This is a genomic window from Chryseobacterium sp. S0630, from assembly GCF_024158915.1.
Lineage (GTDB): Bacteria > Bacteroidota > Bacteroidia > Flavobacteriales > Weeksellaceae > Chryseobacterium.
The window spans coordinates 1-18,232 of the sequence record NZ_JAMZGF010000084.1 but is presented as its reverse complement, the minus strand read 5'-3'; the positions used below and the strand labels follow the sequence as shown (position 1 = coordinate 18,232).

The following is an 18,232-nucleotide window of genomic DNA, read 5'->3' as shown; positions in this document are numbered from 1 at the left end:
TAGAACAAAATCCGCGGGGGGGGCGCCCCGCCCCCGGCCCCCCCCGAAACCTACAAAAATGAAGTTACCAATACCATATCATTTTATTGTATTCACAAAACGATTTACAGCATTTACAAAGTCTTTATTTTTCTCATAATACAAAAGATGTCCGCCATCAATGGAAAATACTTTCTGATTGGGAAACCTGAAGGTTTTATAATGCTGAGTTCCCACTGCTTTATCCTTTTTTCCCGTAATGATAAGAACAGGAACATTAATCTCTTTTGTCATTGGAGCATAATCAGCGTAATATTCAGGAAAATCTTTAGGTTTTGAAATGACAGCCATTCCGAAGTCGATGATTCTGGGGTGAAGGGAATCAATCTTATCCGATTCTTTTATGGTTTCAATATCTTCGGTCAGGAATTTATATCCGATTCTTTTCTTTCTTAAAGCGCTGCTGACTTTTGAAAGTTCTGAAGAAAGGCTGTCTTTAGGAATTGCTCTGTTTTTTAGCTTTAATAGGCTGTTTCCATATTCAATCTGTTCCTTGACAGATTCATCATTCAGAAAATGCAGGGTGACATTGGCAAGGATGAGTCCGTTGGTATGCTGGGGATATTTTTTTGCATAGTTTACAGCTATTATTCCACCAAAAGAATGAGCGAGCAGTAAGACCTTTTTCAATTTAAGATGCTGTCTCAGTTCTTCAATATCCTGAATCATTTTATCAAGATGGTAGTTTTCAGAAGTGCCGGATTCACCGGAACCCCGCTGATCCATATAAACCATCTGCATGTTTTTTTCCAGATTATTTCCACCCATTAGTTCAAAGGAAGAATATCCTTGTCCGGGACCACCGGGAATATAAAAACATGCTTCTCCTTTTCCTGAGACTTTGTATTTGATTTTTACATGATCAGAGGTTTCAAAAAAGGCTTCTGATGGATGATTCTGAGCTGAAAAGACTGTCAGTGAAACGAAAAAAAATAATAAGTGAGCAATTGTTTTCATACTATTATAACAATTGTAATAAGCTGTTTATTACTAGAATAACAAATTATCTTTCTATTAAAGCTTATTTTTTTGAGAACATACTCTCATTAACTTCAGTTTCAATATATTCGATAATTCTATTCCAATCTTGACTTAAGAAAGGGCCCGTTTCAGCTTTTCAAAGTTCTGCAATCTTTTCAAACAGTTTAGGATAAGCCGTTACTAATCCCGTTTCATCGATTGAAATCTCTGCTTTAAAATCATTTTCTATATTTTCATACAAATATTGATTAGCAGCGGTCCGGGTATATTGCTGCTGGACAGGTCTGATATGATGATTTAAAACATCAATATAGAGGACATCAATTTTCTGAGAAGTGTTTTCAGAAAGTTTTAAATAGTTGATAGGTAGTGTATTGGTAAATGGCGTCAGAGAAATATCTATAAATTTAAAATTATTGAATTCCGGGTTTATAACATGATTAATTTCCCATTGATCCTGGATTTTTTTTCCGGCAAGTGTTCTTTTTACTTTATTGATCTCCGATTCGATCAGAAAGTCCTGAATGATCCAGTCTTTATCAATGTGAATTTTATACTCTATACTATATATTTTATCTTCATGGCAACCGATGATCTTTGATTCTGCCGCATAGTTTTTATCATCGGATTGTAAATTAAAATATTCAAAAGATTGATAAAATATTCCTTTCCAGATCAATGTTTTCATAATATATTATTTGGTGCTTAATGTGATTTCATTAGTTTTAACGGGTTTGGTTTTTCCATTGCGGCTCCAGAAATGAAGCCAGCTGAGTGAGAGATGGCGCAATAATTAGAAAATGATAAACTTCAGAGCGTTTTGCAATATATTAATTGATCCTGTTTTTACGAAAATAATGAAGTTCACTTAAATTCTTCAAAAGAAAAGCATCAGATTATTTAGGTAAAGGATCAGAAATGTACAGGTTTTTTTCATTAATTTTAAGAATATTGGCATCATTGGTGTACCAATCCACAAATTTGTCATATTCTTCTTTATTATTGGTAAGCCAATTTTTAAAAGCCTCTTTATCTCCTATCTGAAACAGGTAATAATTATAAGCATTAAATAGGTTGTTGTCATCCATTATTTTTTGATAGTTTAATAAAACATTTGAAGGATTGCTCTTGATTTTGAAATATTCCTTCAATGCCTTTTTTCTGATGTCTGATAGGGTTTCCAGATTAATTTCTTTTTTATTAGCAGTAGCGAGTGCAAAATATCCGCTGTAAAGAATACAAAAAGGGAGAGGGTCATTAGGTTTACTGTCTTTTTCAATAATGATAATGGCCTGGCAAAGATCAACTGTTGTACTTTTTTCTTTGAATTTTATCGCTTTTTTATACCCGCTATATAAAAGTTGGCTCATTTCCTGGCTTCTGGAAGTAGTACGTTCCAGATTTAAGAATATTTCACCATAAATCAGACCGTATAGCAAATTATTAGAATTTAGAAATAATTTGGCTATTCTGTAGTAGTTGGATGGATATGACGGTTCTGCCTTTATCCCTTTTTCGTAGTTTTCAACGGCTTGGTTTATTTTCTTTTGAAGATCAAGGACAATTCCTTTCTCCAAATAAAGTTTTCCGGAAGACGGAAATTTTTTTAATCCTTCATCATAAGCCTTTATAGCTTGTTCCGGGTTATCAGCATAATCATAGGCATTACCTAGAAGGGCATAATAATAGTCATCAATATTTGGATAATCTTTGATTTTTTCTAACAGTGATATGGCACTCTTATAATCTTCTTTTCGGATATAAGCAAGTGCAATTTCATATGGATAAGTATAATCTTTTGGATCTTTTTTTTCACATTCTCTAAGAATAGCGATCCCCTCATCATATTTTTCTTCATCAATAAGTTTGACAGCATCATGAACTTCTGCACATTTGAATGTCTTTTTCTGCGAATAAATGAATGAAAAGGCAGTGAGTGCAGCTAAAAAATAAATTTGTCGTAACATGAGTTTTTTGATATTAGTCTTATTGCAAATATGCATTTTTTTAAACAAAAAAAGAGCGGTAAAAACCGCCCTCAACAAAATTTTATCTAACAAATATTTTTTACATATAAACACATCCGCATCCTGTTTCCCATTCCTGGCACAGGCGCATAGGTTCATTGCATCCAGGGTTGCTACCACCTCCTCCGGAAACTCTGTAACAAGTACCGTCGCTGCAATAATACGAACCTATAGTTGGTGGGCAGTTACCATCCATATCACATATGGCATACGGAGTGTCACCACCACTGATCAACACAAGCTGATTTCTCTTTAATTTTTTTAAATTTTTCATAGTAATCATTTTTAATTTGTTGATTACTAATGTATAAAATTATTAACACACCAGCAAGTGTTTTAATGAATTTGGTGGAATTAATCTACATCTAAAGTCATAAAAAGCGCGATTTCCTCTGCATTTTCATACAATCTTGTATTCAGTCCGGTAATATTGAATCCCATTCTTCTGTAAAATTGTATCGCAGGATAATTGGTGTTCTGTGTTTCCAGTTCAATCACTCTGCAATTCAATTTCCTGGCTTCTTTAATGGCACTTTTAATCAACATAATTCCGATTCCCTGTCTTCTGTATTTTTCGTTGATCAGGATATTTTCAATATAAAAACTATTGTTCCAGGTCCTGTGTTCACAGATAATCCAGCCTGCCAATTCTTCATTAACAAAAGCACCGAAAGAATTTCCCTGTTCAATAATGGTATTCAATTCTTCAAGATCTTCAGAAGTCGTTTCCCATATTTTGTGGTAAGGCAAAGACTTCTCTTTTAAAATAAACTCAAAAGAACCTCCAAACTCAATAGAGGAAACCACATATCTTATGTCTGTTGTATACCCGTTATGTCCCCAATCCAGACTTGGATTAGAGGTTAGTTTTTGTAATTTTTTTATTTCCACCCTTGTATATTTTTATTTTATTGAATTTCAGTACAAATTTCTACCAGATAATTGTTGGGATCTTTAATATAAGCCGTTTTTTGTCCCCATGGTTTTATAGCAATCTCTTCATAAAGGACAGCTCCGTTTTTTATTGCTTTTTCTACCAAAGCCTCCACATCATCTGTTGTAAAGCCAAGTTCCATTCCGAAAGGCTGGTCTTCTGCTTTTGCTGTTATAAATCCTTTTTTAATATTGGAATTTGCCAGGCTCACAGAAGCGAATGAGAGACTTGTTTCTCCGGTCAGGAGTTCACCATAATCTTTTTCGGGAGTGATGAATTTTATTTCAGAGTCAAAAGTGTTTTTATAAAAGTTCATAGATATTTCTACATCTTCTACATAGAGAATGACATACTTGAATTTGATCATATGATTGAATTTAAATGGTTTTATTTCTTGTTGATAATATATTCTTCGTCTGCCATCAGTTCTATATGAGGCCCGTGTAAAGGATACTCTTTGAAACTTCCGAAATGGCCAAAATGAAGAGGGTATTTCTGAGTGAGCTGTCTTACTTTATTGCCAAAAGAATTGATGTCTACCTTTTGAAAAGAATCTTTTTTCTGTCTGCCATTAGTGAAAAAAAGCATCAGGTTACAATGATCTTTAAAATCAAAATCATGATAGTAAAATACGTCGAGGTTTTCTTCTCTGCAAATCTGGATCATATCATCAATGAGCTCTTTTTTATGCTGTAAAGGCAGATTACAATCTATTCTGGCTGCATAATTTTCTGCATAATTTTTTTTGAATTCAGAACCCACCATCTGGATGAAACGATGCTCTATAGTTTTGAAATCCTCTCTTTCCGGAGGATAGCTTTTGCTGGATTGAATGGTAAAAGGAAGATTGGCATCCAATAATACTGCATTTTCACGGATCAATAGTTCTTCAATCTCTTTGGCAAACTGAAAATGAAAATCAAAAAGCATATGGTCTCCAATATTGATGATGATTTGATTTCCATCGATATTCAGGTGTAAATATGTTTTCTTGAAATCTGATTTTAGCGCTTCCAGTTTATGAATAAAATCGTCTGTATTTTCAACCTCAATTCTTGCCACCAGTTCAGCAGGATTATCGGCATGTCCTCCATATCCGGGATAAAATTTGAAAAACTGAAAATCATATAATTGATCTGGGAATTTGAAATACCAGTATACACCTAGAATCATAGAAGATTATTGATAATTGTACAATAATCAAATTTAAATAAAATTTCATACTCCAAAACTTTCAAAACCCTTAAATTTGTTGTCAATAAAAATTTACTTGGATGCTTAGGAACATTTCAATTGCGGCAGCTACTTTATTGTCCGTAGTTACAATCAATGCACAGAAGAACAGAAATACTCAACTGGAAAGACCGAAATTAGTTGTAGGTCTGGTAGTAGACCAGATGCGTTGGGACTATTTGTACCGTTTCTACGGTAAGTATGGGAATGATGGTTTTAAAAGACTTTTGAATACAGGATATTCTTTGAATAATGTACATATTCCTTATGTTCCTACCATTACAGCTTTAGGACATACATGTATCTATACAGGATCTGTACCGGCTATTCATGGAATTGCAGGAAACGACTGGACGGATAAAGAAACAGGTAAAGGCGTTTACTGTACCGCAGATGAGAGCGTTCAGCCGGTAGGAACTACCAATACAAAAACAGGAAGTCACTCTCCGAAAAATCTTTGGTCAACTACAGTAACTGACGAATTGAGACTGGCAACGAACTTCCAGGGAAAAGTAGTGGGGGTTTCTTTGAAAGACCGTGCTTCTATTCTTCCTGCAGGACACACTCCAAACGGAGCTTTCTGGTTTGATGACAGTACAGGAAATTTCATTACCAGTACCTGGTATATGAATGATCTTCCTCAGTGGGTAAAATCATTTAATTCGCAAAACCTTCCTGAAAAATTAGTAGCCAACGGATGGAATACTTTACTTCCAATTAATGAATATACTGAAAGTGCACCAGACAATTCTCCTTGGGAAGGTCTGTTGGGAAGTGCAAAAACACCTACTTTCCCTTACAGTAATTTAGCAAAAGATTACCAGACTAAAAAAGACAATATCCGTTATACACCTTTCGGGAATACGCTGACATTGAAATTGGCAGAAGCTTCTGTAGAAGGTGAAAAACTAGGTGGAGATAATATCACTGATTTCTTAGCCATCAACCTGGCATCTACGGATTATGCAGGGCATAAATTCGGACCGAATTCTATTGAAGTAGAAGATGTTTATATCAGACTAGATCAGGATTTGGCAGAGTTCTTCAAATATCTTGATTCAAAGGTAGGAAAAGGGGAGTACACTGTTTTCCTTTCTGCTGACCATGGTGGAGCACACTCTGTAGGATTCCTTAAAGAACATAAAATTCCAACCGGTTTCTTCGGAGAAGATGCAGAAAAGAATCTGAACCAGAAACTGAAAGAAAAGTTCGGAGCAGATAAATTGGTTAATGCCATTGATAACTATCAGGTTTATTTCGACAGAAAAGTATTGACAGACAACAAGCTTGAATTGGATGATGTAAGAAACTTTGCTGTAAAAGAAATTGAGAAAGATCCTACTGTTTTATATGCTGTTTCTGTAGACAAAGTTCAGGAGGCAAGCATTCCGGAACCAATCAAACAAAGAATTATTAATGGAATCAACAGACAGAGAAGTGGAGATATCCAGTTAATTTCTCATGATTCTATGCTTCCGCCATATTCTAAAACAGGAACTACACACAGTGTATGGAATTCTTACGATTCTCACATTCCATTGATCTTTATGGGATGGGGAGTGAAACAGGGAGAAAGCAACAAAGAATATCACATGACAGATATTGCTCCTACGGTATCTTCTTTATTGAAAATCCAGTTTCCAAGTGGAAATGTAGGAAATCCAATTACAGAAGTTATTGGTAAATAAATTAATTATAGAACTAATCTGTTTAAACGTTTATTTTTTGAAACATTAAGATTGTATTAAGGTGTTGAGAGTATTAAGATGAGCTTCGCTTTAAGCTTAAAAATCAGAATGATTTATCTTAACTATACTTTATTTTTAATGGTTCATCAAAATTTTTTGATAAGTTTAAACAGTTACAGTATAAAAAACATCCCAAATTGGGATGTTTTTTTATTTTCATAGCTTATGATGTTCTTATCATTTGCTGTATCTCTTTATGAAACTTCTTATTCTGTTTTCTGATTTTGATAATAAAATATAAAAGAATAACTATCAAAATACATCCCAGAAGGACTGAAGCCATTTTAATATAAAGATAATCAGATTTCAGTTTCTCACTTTTCAAAGCTGTTTCCTTATTGTGGTTGTCGATCACCTGATTAATGGATTTAAGTTCATTCTGCTTTCTTTTAAATCGCATTTCCATGTGTTTTTTATTAAACTGCTGATAGAGATTCTGTTGTCCCATAGCAAGATAATTCTCAGCCATTTCTTTATAAAGCCCTTCGTTCAGAATAATATCTCCGGTATTTTTAGAAAGATCCTCAGCTTTTAGTAAAAGGTTTATTGCAGCTTGATTTTCGTGTCTTTGTTTGTGTATTTCAGCAATTCCTTTCAAAGCAAATGCTTCCAGACTTTTAGCATAATTATTGCGGGCATAGTTGATAGACTGTAGGAAAGCTTCCTGCGCTTTATCAATTTGATTAAGGTTAAGATAACAGTATCCAATATTGTAAAACACCACACTCATATTAGAATAAGTGGTTTTCTTTACGGGAACCTTTTCATAATTTCGTATAGAAATCAGGAATTTTTCCAAAGCAATTTCGGAATTAGACTGGCTTTTATACACCATTCCCCTTATTGCATAGCTTGCAGCCGTTTCAATGTATTTCTCAGGTTTTTTTTCTGGAATTTTTGCAATATACTGTTCTGCCTCATTAAGTGTTTCCAGGCATTTGTTGAAAAGTTCCATTTGCTGATATTGAATAGCGACTGAGATGAGAACGCCTGCCTGGCTTCTGGGATCATTGGTTTTCTGAGACAGTTCTTTTGCTTTTAGAATATATTGTAAAGACTCTTCAAAATTTCTTTTGGCAATATTGGCTGTTGAAAGCAGCATGTAAAGATTGATAGAAGTCTTTATATCATGAGATTTTTTTAATAATTGTTCTCCGATTTTGATGGTGTGATCAGGGTTATCGTAAATTTCAAGTTTCGCTTTTTTTATTAAGACACTGTCAGGTGTCTTTTGTGCTTTCGTAAAATTACAAAAGGCAACCAGCAACAGGATTATTTTTACAATTGATTTCATAAGGCTTTTGTTTTACTGATTTCCTGAATATAGGCATTGGGAGACATTCCCGTAACTGACTTAAAAACAGTAGTGAATGCACTGTGTGATGAGAATCCTGAATATTCTGCCAGATAACTTACTTTATAATTAAGAAAAGTAGAATCAGTTCTTAGCAACTGTACAATATGGTTGATTCTAAGTTTATTAATATATCCGTTGAAGTTTTTTTCTTTATTATTAATAATTTCCGAAAGGTATTTTGTATTGATTTCCATTTGAGAGGAAAGCAGAGACAGAGACATGTTTTTATTCAGAAATCGATCGGATTTTTCAAATTCTTCTAACTTTTGGAGAATTTCATCTTCTTTTTCCCTGGATATTTTTGTTGTGGCGGAATCTTTTGTCGCTGGAGCTGTTTTGTTTAAAATGATGGGTTGAGATTTTCGGCTGATCTGTTTTTCAAAGAAATCAAACTGTTTTTTTAAGTCTTTATTTTTACTTCTCATGAGTAAAAAATAAGTAAGCAAACCCAAAATGATCAAAGATATAATCAGGATTAAAGACCAGGAAGATCTTAGAAGCAGATGTTTCTGAAATTCAATATTTTTGTTTTGATTGGTTTCCACAAGTTTCACAAGATATCGTATTCCTTCTTTTGAGCTGGAATCTGTTTTTACTTTTAAATCATTGTAAAGTTTATTGTACTGATGATATTTTGCATCATTATGTACTGCGTAATAATTACGGGAAAGTGACTCGTAGATTTTAATTTTTAAATTGTTAAAAGAAAGATTTTCAATCAATTGAAGCCCTGCTTCCAGTTTTTCAATAGCTATAGCATAATCCTGTCTCAGAAAATAATATTGGGAGAGGTTTTCATAGGCCAGTCCTAAGAGAAAAGGTTGGTTTTTCTGATGTTCAAGATCTGTAATAACACTGTCTATAAGTGCTTTATATTCAGTTTGTTTATTTAGTTTCAGCAGATAGGAAGATCTGAAAATTCTGTTTTCGATTTTTAAAATTCTATTCTCTTCATTATAATCGTCGAGGTATTGATTACTTTGATCAAGATTTTTTAGAGCCTCAGGATAGTTTCTGTTAATTCCCGAGTTCAATGCCTGAAGCTGAAATAATTTTGCGGTGGTGATTTTTAATGCCGGATTACTGCTTTTAAGGAGTTTTTGATCAGACAAGAGATGAGAAATAATTCGTTTCGATTGATTGTACAAACCCAGATTCTGATACTGATCTGCAAGATTATAATCACTGAAGACCTGCATAAAATAAGAAAGATCGTTTTTCTGATCAGGCTCTTCTTTTTGAGCGAAAATATTGACAGATTGTACATATTCCCCCTTCATGGCAAAAGCTTGTGAAATAATGTTTTGAAGTACAATTTTGTGCTCGGCATTTTGATCACTCACAAGAATTCCCTGGGTATAACTGATGCATTCGTCAGAATTCTGATAAAGCTTCAGAAATGCCTTATCGGCTAGAATAGTAAAGTCCGGACCGGACTGTCCTTTGGTGGTAAGGGAGCAGAAAATGAAAATAAACAGTAAAGTTTGAAATAATTTTTGTCTAGATAATTTGTTTTTTGTGTTTTTTTGAATAGTTCTGGTAAAATCCATATTCAAAATATTGTTTTGTATCTGTTTGGTTATTAGGTTTTTAAAAATTAAATTCTTTTAAAATTCACGAATTATGAAAGCCAATTTCTTTTGACAAGGTGAATATTGTATTAATATTGTTTTCACCAATTCGAAACGCTAAATATAATAAAATATGAAAAATTTTTACAGAGTATCAATGAAAATGTTGACGGCTTGTCTTTTTCTGAAATTTGGTTTTGCAGAAGCTCAGCTTACTGTAATAGGTTTGGGAAATTATAATGTAGGAGCAGTCTCAGACAATGGAGTCGTAAGTATGCATACAAGTGGAGGAGGAATATATAAATGGGATGCAGCGGGAGGACTTGTACAGATTGGTTCTATATCAAACGGTTATCCGGCTGCTGGTAGAACTGTTGTTTCGAATGACGGAACTAAAATATCGTCATCCATTACAAATGCAGCAACGGGATTCAATGAAATATCAACTTATGATGTAGCTACTTCCACCTGGGTAAACAGAGGTGGGCTTGTTCCTACTGGATGGGATGGCAGTGTAAGTTCAACCTGGGGCATGACTACCAATGGAAGTACGATCGTAGGTTTAGGATTTCTTACTGCTGCGAACGCACATGCTGTGAAATGGGATGCTGTAAGCGGAATGATAGATTTGGGAAGTATGGTTCCCGGACGCAGCTCCAGAGCCAATGCAATCAATGCTGCAGGAACAGTAATTGTAGGTTGGCAGGATGAGCCGACCGGAACAAGAAGTGGGGCAAAATGGCAGGATGGAGTAGAAAGTTTTATTACAGATAATAATGGAAACAATGTAGGGGAAGCAGGAGGAATTTCTGCAGACGGAAATACCATCATAGGCTCAGCAAATCCTAATCCTTATGTCTGGAATTCGGTAAGTGGACTTACTTATATAACACATCCTAATGCTTCTTTCAGCTTCAAAGGAGGAGCAACAGGAATTTCTGCTGATGGGAAAAAAGTAATAGGGTACTACAGAGCATTTGGAGCACCTCCTATGTCAGGGGAAGGCTTTATCTGGACCTCTGCTAGCGGAAGAATTAATCTGAATGATTATGCCGTGTCTTTAGGAATTGCTACCAATGGAGTCACGATGGGGCTTCCTTTAGCGATTTCACAGGACGGAAAAAAAATTGCCGGAGCTGGGACAAATGCTTCAGGGCAGATGATTGCTTTTTATCTGGATATTTCTCAATTTTTATCGGTCAATGATGCCGTGAAAGAGAAAAACAGTATAGGAATCTATCCTAATCCTGTGACTGATATTCTATATTTTAAAGGAAAGGGAAAAATAGAGAAAGCTGAAATTTATAATATGGTTGGACAAAAGGTAAAATCATTTGATACGGTAGAAGGGCAGATTGATGTTTCATCCCTGTCAAAAGGAGATTATATTTTACAATACTCTGTAAAAGGAGTAAAACAGGAGGCTTATAAGTTTATAAAAAAATAACATATATAAATAGTAAAGTAGTGGGATGAATGGCTGTTTTCAATATTGAAAGCGGCCGTTCTTTTTTGTGTATATAACAAAAGGATAGCTTGTTGGTATAGAAAAGCCTGGTTTTTGGCGAATACATATAAAAAACTATCTTTGCAAAAATTTTGGTTTCCAGTATTTTGGAATGAAAAGGGAATCGGGTGTAACTCCCGGACTGTCCCCGCAACTGTAAATCGCAACTCAAGTTTCTGCAAAAAACCACTGTTTAATAACGGGAAGGAGCAGAATGCGAAAGTCAGGAGACCTGCCGGAATTATAATTAAAAAACATATTGCTTTCGGAGGAAAAGTAAAAAAGTATGGATATAAAAAGATCTTTAGTACTGCTTTTTTCATCGTATGGCTGTTTTCTTTTTGGACAAGAGAAGGCCATCGATACTGTTTATGTCTTCGACAATCAGATGAATAGGGTGAAACTTTTTCATCCGGTAAAAATAATTTCGGCGGAAGATGCCGAGAAAAACTCCAGTAATCTTTCTGAACTTCTGAGATTTCAGTCACAGGTTTTTATCAAAGAAAATGGCCGTGGTGCTGTTTCTTCACCTTCTTTCAGAGGAACTACCGCTCAGCAGACTGCTTTTGTCTGGAATGGGATTAATATCAATTCCAATTTTCTGGGGCAGGGAGATATCAATAATATTGCCTTGTTCGGATATGATCAGATTGGTGTAAAAGCCGGAGGAGGAAGTGTAATATACGGAAGTGGTGCCATTGGAGGAAGTATTCACCTGAATAATACGCTTGACTTTAATAAAGGTTTCCATGGTTCTTTATTTTCTGAAGTCGCTTCCTTTAACACTTATAATAATTTTATAAAAGGATCTTACAGCAATGATAGATTCAGTTTCAAAGCTTCCGGAAATTATTCTGTAAGTGAAAATGATTATAAGGTCAGTGACCTGAACTATATCAACAGAAACGGGAGTTATTACAATACAACATTTAATGTAGGAGCATCCTATAAAATTACAAACGATCATAAAATTTCGTGGCAAAGTCAGTTTTTTGATTCTTCGCAGCGCTTTCCTGTATATGAAGAAACGGGAACAAAAACGAAATATAAAACTCAGAGTGTAAGAAGCCTTCTTTCCTGGGACTGGAACAAAACAAAGTTCAGCAATTCCTTTAAAGCAGCTTATACAGAAGAGAATTTTCAATTTTTCGGTTCGTTAAATCAGCCTAAATCAAGTGGCGGAACCGGGAAAAATTATATCCTTAAAAATGATTTTAATTATTTCCTGAACTCAAAGTGGAATTTTAATATCATTGGAGAGTTTCAGGTCAATAAAGGAGAGGGATATATGAACGGAATATCCAGTGTGAGCAGAAATATTGGTTCTGTTTCAGGATTGTTAAGATATTTTGCAACAAAAGACCTGCGTTTTGAGGGAGGATTTAAGAAAGATTTTGTGGAAGATGTGAAGTCTCCGCTGATGTATTCATTCTCCGGAAAATGGAGTGCTGCAAAATGGTATGATGTAAGCTTTAATGTGTCAAAAAATTTCAGATTTCCATCCTTTAATGATATTTATTATGAACCGGGAGGAAATAAAGATCTGAGACCGGAAACTTCTACTCAGGTAGACATGACCAATGAGTTCAAAGTGGGAGATTTTAAACTTACTTTATCTCCATACTATATGAATGTGACTGATCTTATTGTCTGGCTTCCGACTGCTTTAGGCTACTGGCAGGCATACAATGTGAATAAATCTGAATCTTACGGATTGGAATCTCAACTGTCTTTCAGTAAACAGCTGGGGAACCATAAAATCCGTGCGAATGCAGGGTATTATTATGCAAAATCTATTGATAAAGAAACGAAAATGCAGAGACCTTATGTTCCTATGCACAGAGGGACTGCCAATATAGATTACGAATATGGTTTCTTTAAATTTTTTGCACAGGGACAGGTGAATGGTGTTACATACACTACAAGTGACGAAAAAAGATCAGATGCCATAGATCCTTATTTTCTTTTAAATATGGGTGTTTCTGCAACTTTAGCCAAAAAATATACCTTAGGGTTCAAAGTGAATAATCTAACGAATACATACTACAAAACTGTTTCTTTCTATCCTTTGCCCAAAAGAAACTATAGTGTGTATGCCGCAATAAATTTTTAATAAATTAAAATTGAGTAAATATGAAAATAACTAAACTTTTAACTGTATTATTTGCAGTAGTGTTATTGTTTAACATTTCTTCATGTACAAACAGTTCTGATGAAATTGAAATTTCTCCGATCACTTATCAGAACGGATATTTTATCTCTAATGAAGGAAACTATAACAGCCAGGGAGCTAAGGTAACCTTTGTAACAAGAGATTTAAGCCTGAAACAGGATGACGTGTATGGTTATAATAACAATGAGATCCTTGGAGATGTTCTTCAGACCATTGGACTTAACGGGAATAAAGCTTATCTTGTAATCAACAACTCAAATAAAATTGTTGTAGTAGACCGTTATACATTCAAAAAGTTAGGAGTAATTACAGATCAGCTTGATAACCCAAGAGGAATTACTTTTGCTAACAATTTCATTTATGTATCCAATACAAACTTCGTTGCACATACTCAAAGTATAACAAAATATAAAGCTTCTGACTATTCATTTGTAAGCAAAATCAGCACAACTGAAGTTTCTGATAAGACAGTAGAAGCAGGAGGAAATGTGTTTGTACAAAATGCTTCATCAGGGTATGGAAATAAGATTACTTATATCAATACTTCTAATGATGCTAAAACTGAAATTACTGTTCCAAATGGGCAGATTGGAAATACAGTATCATACAAGTCCAATGTTTATACAATTTCTTCAACAGCTACAGATTCTTATATCTATAAAATTTCAAGTACCGGAGCGCTTACACCGGTAATTACGCTGGCGGGAATTCCTAGTGCTACAAACCTTCAGATTGATAACGATAAGATCTACTTCAGCTCTGGAAATAAAGTATATACAACAGGTTTAGCTACTCCAACAGTTCCTACCAGCCCACTATTAACAGCTGCAGACGGAGGTCCTTATTTTACATTATATGGTTTTAATGTTATTGATGGAAGGATTTTTGCATCAGATGTTAAACAGTTCACTCAAGAAAGTGAAATGGTAATTTATTCAGCCGCTACGGGTGCCAAAATGGGATCTCTTAAAACCGGAGGGCTGGGTGCTAACGGAACTTTCCTGAATCCGTAATGTATAACAACATATAAAAAATAATTTTTTATTTTTTCATCATTTGTGTTTTTTTCCGGCCGGTTTCGAAGAAACCGGCCGGCTTTGTTTCCCTAGGGAAACAAAAAAACCGGCGGGATGGAACATCCCGCCGGTTTTATATTTTATATTAATTGAATTATAAGGTTAACCCCAGTTTTTCAGCCTCAGCAATCACAAATTTTGTAGCTTCCTCTTTTTCATTAGGAATTTCACCTTCAAGAATAGCTTCTTTCACCTTCTCTTTTAGGATTCCGATTTCACGGCCTGGCTTAAGGTTAAACATTACCATAATCTCTTCACCGGTAATTGGGGGTTGAAAGTTTCTTACCTGATCCTTTTCTTCCACTTCTTTGATCTTTACCGCTACATATTCAAAGTTTCTTTTGAATTTCTCCTGCTTTTTAGAGTTTTTAGTGGTAATGTCTGCCTTACAAAGCGTGAAAAGGTCTTCAAGGTTTTCTCCGGCATCAAATAAAAGCCTTCTCAATGCAGAATCTGAAGCATCATCAGTAATCAGTGCGATAGGTCTTGATGAAAGTTTCACCATCTTCTGAACATATTTCATGTCACTTCCCAAAGGCAGTTTTAATCTTTGAAAAAGTGTTTTTACCATTTTTGAACCCAAAAATTCATGTCCGTGAAATGTCCATCCTGTTCCTTCTACAAACTTTTTTGTTGGAGCTTTTCCAATATCATGGAGCAGGGCAGACCAACGGAGCCAAAGATTGTCAGTATTCACAGAAATATTGTCTACAACTTCTAAAGTATGATAAAAATTATCTTTGTGAGTTTGTCCTTCTACTTCTTCCACTCCTTTCAGTTCTATCAGTTCAGGAATAATCAGCTTCATAAGACCGGTTTGCTCCATCAGTCTCAGTCCGATAGACGGTTTTTCAGAAAGCATAATTTTATTGAATTCTACCATGATTCTTTCCATAGAAACAATCTTAATTCTTTCTGCTTCCTGCTGGATCGCTCTCAGAGAATTTTCCTCAATTTTAAAATTTAAAGTTGAAGCAAAACGTACTGCCCTCATCATTCTTAATGGATCATCAGAGTAAGTCTGAGCAGGTTCTAACGGTGTTCTTAAAATTCCTTTTTCAAGATCTTCAATTCCATTGAATGGATCAATCAGTTCTCCGAAATTATCTTTATTTAAAGAAATAGCCATCGCATTGATGGTAAAATCTCTTCTTTTCTGGTCATCTTCCAGACTTCCGCCTTCCACTTCCGGCTTTCGGCTGTTTTCTGTATAGCTTTCTTTTCTTGCTCCCACAAATTCAAGTTCAAGTTCTTTATACTTGATCATAGCCGTTCCATAAGTTTTGAATACAGAAACTTTTAATTTCGGATCTATATCCTTAGCTACATTTTGAGCAAGTTCAATACCACTTTGTTCCGTTACAAAGTCTATATCTGTAGAAGCTTTTCTGTTCATCAGAAGGTCTCGTACATAACCGCCCACAATATATACGGACTGGTTATTCCTTTCTGCTGCTTCAGAAATGATTTTAAATAGTTTTAAATTCTTATTTTGATTAAGATTAATTTTCATCGTTAATAATAGTGACAATTTCTACGTATGTTACCCATTAGTCATAATGAGCATACATTCTACTAATTTTTCCCTCTTCATTAAAAAACATGACTTCAACAGCATGTTTATCCATAATCGACTTATAAAATAATGCTACAGAATCTACTCCTGCTGTGGAATATACCAGATCAAAATGAAGGTCCGGAAACTTATCCAGTGCCTTTTTCCAATATTCACGAACGGCCTCTTTTCCTTGTAAAGAGCTTTCTTTACCGCCAGTAGCCAGTGCAATCATAGGAGTTGTAATCTCAATATCATCCGAATAATGGGAAAGTATATCTTCCAAATCATGAGAATTCCACGCATTGATCCATAATTGAGCAAATTCGTGATGATTCATAGCAAATAGTTTATGAGTTGAGTTTGCAAAGATAGAATTAAAAAAAAGAAATCCTGCCGATATGAACTGACAAGACTCTAAAAAATAAACATAAAAGTTCAGAATTCTTATTCCCTAAGAACTTTTATTCTGTTGTCATTCCATATTTTGATTACGGATGAACCTGAGTATTTTGAAACCTTTTCTCTGTCTTCCTCCACAGCGTAATCTACAAGGCTGATCATCTCCTCAGAAATATCAGAGAATTTTAGCGGACTTTTTTCACCGCTGAAGTTGGCAGAAGTAGATACTAAAGGTTTGTTCAGTTTTGTAATCAGTTTTTTACAAAAATCATTTTTTACCAATCGGATTCCGATGCTTCCGTCTTCTGCAAGAAGTTCTTTAGGCAAACCTCTTGGGTTTTCATAAACGATCGTTACTGGTTTTTCGCTAAGATCAATAATTTCCCACGCCATTTCTGGAACATCTACCAGTTCCTGAAGTCTTTTCTCAGATTCCACAAGGATGATCATGGATTTGTTTTTTTCGCGCTTTTTGATGTCAAAAATTTTATTGACCGCCTCTATATTGGTAGCATCACAACCAATCCCCCAAATGGTATCTGTAGGGTAAAGAATTGTTCCACCTGATTTTAATATTTCGATAATATGTTCCATAATTGTAGTGAATTCAAAGAATGGATAAAGGTAGAGAATATAAGAATTTTGGGCAAAAAAATGGGATGTAAATGTGGTTATGTTTATAGACTTTGGCTAAAGCCAATGGAATGTATATAATATGGAAACGGGCTAAAGCCCGTTCCTATTGATGTTTTTATAATGTAGTTAGAGTAGTGCAATAAATTATTAGAGATTTACTATCCTATTCAATAGAAATGGGCTTTAGCCCATTTAAATAAAAGAAACAAATCCTTTGGCTTTAGCCAAAACTTCACTACATTTTAAAATTATATTTTTCAATAAATTCCTTATACTCATCACCAAATTTTTTTTTCTGATGATGTTTTTCCTGATTTTTAATATAATTTCTTACGCTATCTATCATAGACTCGGAGACAGACACCGCAAAATATTCATCCTGCCATGAGAATTTTCCTAAAGTAAGTTTATTTTTATTAATCCAATGTGAAGATTCACCTTTTAATAGTTGTACAATTTTTTCTATACTCTGATCAGATCCCAGAGAAATAAGACAATGACAATGGTCTGAATATCCATTAATCATATCTAAAAATATACCTTTTTCTGTAGCATATTCTTTAATATGTTTCCAGACTTTGAGACGTATGTCGAATGTATTGAGAAAAGGATCTCTGTTCCTTGTAGAAAAGACAAGATGAATGTAGATTTTGATAAAAGCCATTTGTGTTGTTTTATCAAAAATACTATTTATTTAATAAGTTTTGGCTAAAGCCAATGGAGGGTAGGTATATAATATGAAAACGGGCTAAAGCCCGTTCCTATTGATATTTTTATGATGTAATTTAGAATTATACGAATTATTATTATTCAATAGAAATGGGCTTTAGCCCATTTAAACAATGAATATGAATTCTATGATTTTAATCAAAATCTATGGGATTATAAATTTTGGACAAAGCCAATGGAGGGCAGGTATATAATATGAAAACGGGCTAAAGCCCGTTCCTATTGATATTTTTTATGATGTAATTTAGAATTATACGAATTATT

17 protein-coding genes and 1 riboswitch are annotated in these 18,232 nt (G+C 34.4%); of the genes, 4 read left to right on the top strand and 13 right to left on the bottom strand.

The window, feature by feature from the left end; translation table 11 throughout:
- Positions 1–78: 78 nt before the first annotated feature.
- The 7 genes from NK356_RS22725 to NK356_RS22695 all read right to left on the bottom strand — a co-directional run bounded on the left by NK356_RS22725 (position 79) and on the right by NK356_RS22695 (position 5,154).
- Positions 79–996 (bottom strand): alpha/beta fold hydrolase, encoded by a 918-nt coding sequence (locus tag NK356_RS22725; RefSeq protein ID WP_253318128.1) that lies wholly within the window; start codon positions 994–996, stop codon positions 79–81.
- A gap of 160 nt (positions 997–1,156) precedes the next feature.
- Complete coding sequence (locus NK356_RS22720) at positions 1,157–1,708, bottom strand: putative glycolipid-binding domain-containing protein (protein ID WP_051934607.1); 552 nt, start codon at positions 1,706–1,708, stop codon at positions 1,157–1,159.
- Positions 1,709–1,916: 208 nt separating this feature from the next.
- Positions 1,917–2,987: a lipopolysaccharide assembly protein LapB gene (locus NK356_RS22715; RefSeq protein ID WP_253318127.1), complete on the bottom strand. Its 1,071-nt coding sequence runs from the start codon at positions 2,985–2,987 to the stop codon at positions 1,917–1,919.
- A 100-nt stretch (positions 2,988–3,087) separates the two neighbouring features.
- Positions 3,088–3,321, bottom strand: a complete 234-nt coding sequence (locus NK356_RS22710) for a hypothetical protein (protein ID WP_034699435.1) — start codon at positions 3,319–3,321, stop codon at positions 3,088–3,090.
- Between the two features lie 80 nt (positions 3,322–3,401).
- On the bottom strand, positions 3,402–3,938 hold the full coding sequence (locus tag NK356_RS22705; protein ID WP_253318126.1) for a GNAT family N-acetyltransferase: 537 nt from the start codon (positions 3,936–3,938) through the stop codon (positions 3,402–3,404).
- 17 nt (positions 3,939–3,955) lie between these two features.
- Complete coding sequence (locus NK356_RS22700) at positions 3,956–4,348, bottom strand: VOC family protein (protein WP_253318125.1); 393 nt, start codon at positions 4,346–4,348, stop codon at positions 3,956–3,958.
- A gap of 20 nt (positions 4,349–4,368) precedes the next feature.
- Positions 4,369–5,154, bottom strand: coding sequence for a hypothetical protein (locus NK356_RS22695; RefSeq protein ID WP_034699365.1), 786 nt, complete (start codon positions 5,152–5,154; stop codon positions 4,369–4,371).
- A gap of 101 nt (positions 5,155–5,255) precedes the next feature.
- Between NK356_RS22695 and pafA the strand changes: the two genes are divergently transcribed.
- On the top strand, positions 5,256–6,902 hold the full coding sequence (gene pafA, locus NK356_RS22690; protein WP_253318124.1) for an alkaline phosphatase PafA: 1,647 nt from the start codon (positions 5,256–5,258) through the stop codon (positions 6,900–6,902).
- 223 nt (positions 6,903–7,125) lie between these two features.
- On the opposite strand, the gene NK356_RS22685 is transcribed toward pafA, so the two are convergent.
- Positions 7,126–8,256: a lipopolysaccharide assembly protein LapB gene (locus NK356_RS22685; protein ID WP_034699370.1), complete on the bottom strand. Its 1,131-nt coding sequence runs from the start codon at positions 8,254–8,256 to the stop codon at positions 7,126–7,128.
- Positions 8,253–9,869, bottom strand: a complete 1,617-nt coding sequence (locus NK356_RS22680; protein ID WP_253318123.1) for an AraC family transcriptional regulator — start codon at positions 9,867–9,869, stop codon at positions 8,253–8,255. Before NK356_RS22680 ends, NK356_RS22685 begins: the two co-directional genes overlap by 4 nt.
- A 154-nt stretch (positions 9,870–10,023) precedes the next feature.
- Here NK356_RS22680 and NK356_RS22675 point away from each other — a divergent pair, with 154 nt between their 5' ends.
- The 3 genes from NK356_RS22675 to NK356_RS22665 all read left to right on the top strand — a co-directional run bounded on the left by NK356_RS22675 (position 10,024) and on the right by NK356_RS22665 (position 14,583).
- Entirely contained in the window at positions 10,024–11,337 is a 1,314-nt protein-coding gene (locus tag NK356_RS22675; protein ID WP_253318122.1) for a T9SS type A sorting domain-containing protein, read from the top strand.
- Between the two features lie 136 nt (positions 11,338–11,473).
- Positions 11,474–11,652: riboswitch (cobalamin riboswitch) on the top strand.
- A gap of 31 nt (positions 11,653–11,683) precedes the next feature.
- Positions 11,684–13,510 (top strand): TonB-dependent siderophore receptor, encoded by a 1,827-nt coding sequence (locus tag NK356_RS22670; protein WP_253318121.1) that lies wholly within the window; start codon positions 11,684–11,686, stop codon positions 13,508–13,510.
- Positions 13,511–13,530: 20 nt separating this feature from the next.
- Positions 13,531–14,583, top strand: a complete 1,053-nt coding sequence (locus NK356_RS22665; RefSeq protein ID WP_253318120.1) for a DUF5074 domain-containing protein — start codon at positions 13,531–13,533, stop codon at positions 14,581–14,583.
- A 157-nt stretch (positions 14,584–14,740) separates the two neighbouring features.
- Here NK356_RS22665 and NK356_RS22660 read toward each other — a convergent pair whose 3' ends face one another.
- The 4 genes from NK356_RS22660 to tnpA all read right to left on the bottom strand — a co-directional run bounded on the left by NK356_RS22660 (position 14,741) and on the right by tnpA (position 17,903).
- Positions 14,741–16,159: a CCA tRNA nucleotidyltransferase gene (locus tag NK356_RS22660; RefSeq protein WP_034695047.1), complete on the bottom strand. Its 1,419-nt coding sequence runs from the start codon at positions 16,157–16,159 to the stop codon at positions 14,741–14,743.
- Positions 16,160–16,196: 37 nt separating this feature from the next.
- A complete protein-coding gene (locus NK356_RS22655; protein WP_034695049.1) occupies positions 16,197–16,541 on the bottom strand; it encodes a nuclear transport factor 2 family protein in 345 nt (114 codons plus the stop codon).
- Between the two features lie 107 nt (positions 16,542–16,648).
- Positions 16,649–17,197: an L-threonylcarbamoyladenylate synthase gene (locus tag NK356_RS22650; protein WP_034695051.1), complete on the bottom strand. Its 549-nt coding sequence runs from the start codon at positions 17,195–17,197 to the stop codon at positions 16,649–16,651.
- 277 nt (positions 17,198–17,474) lie between these two features.
- Positions 17,475–17,903, bottom strand: coding sequence for an IS200/IS605 family transposase (tnpA, locus tag NK356_RS22645; protein ID WP_034695053.1), 429 nt, complete (start codon positions 17,901–17,903; stop codon positions 17,475–17,477).
- Positions 17,904–18,232: the final 329 nt, after the last annotated feature.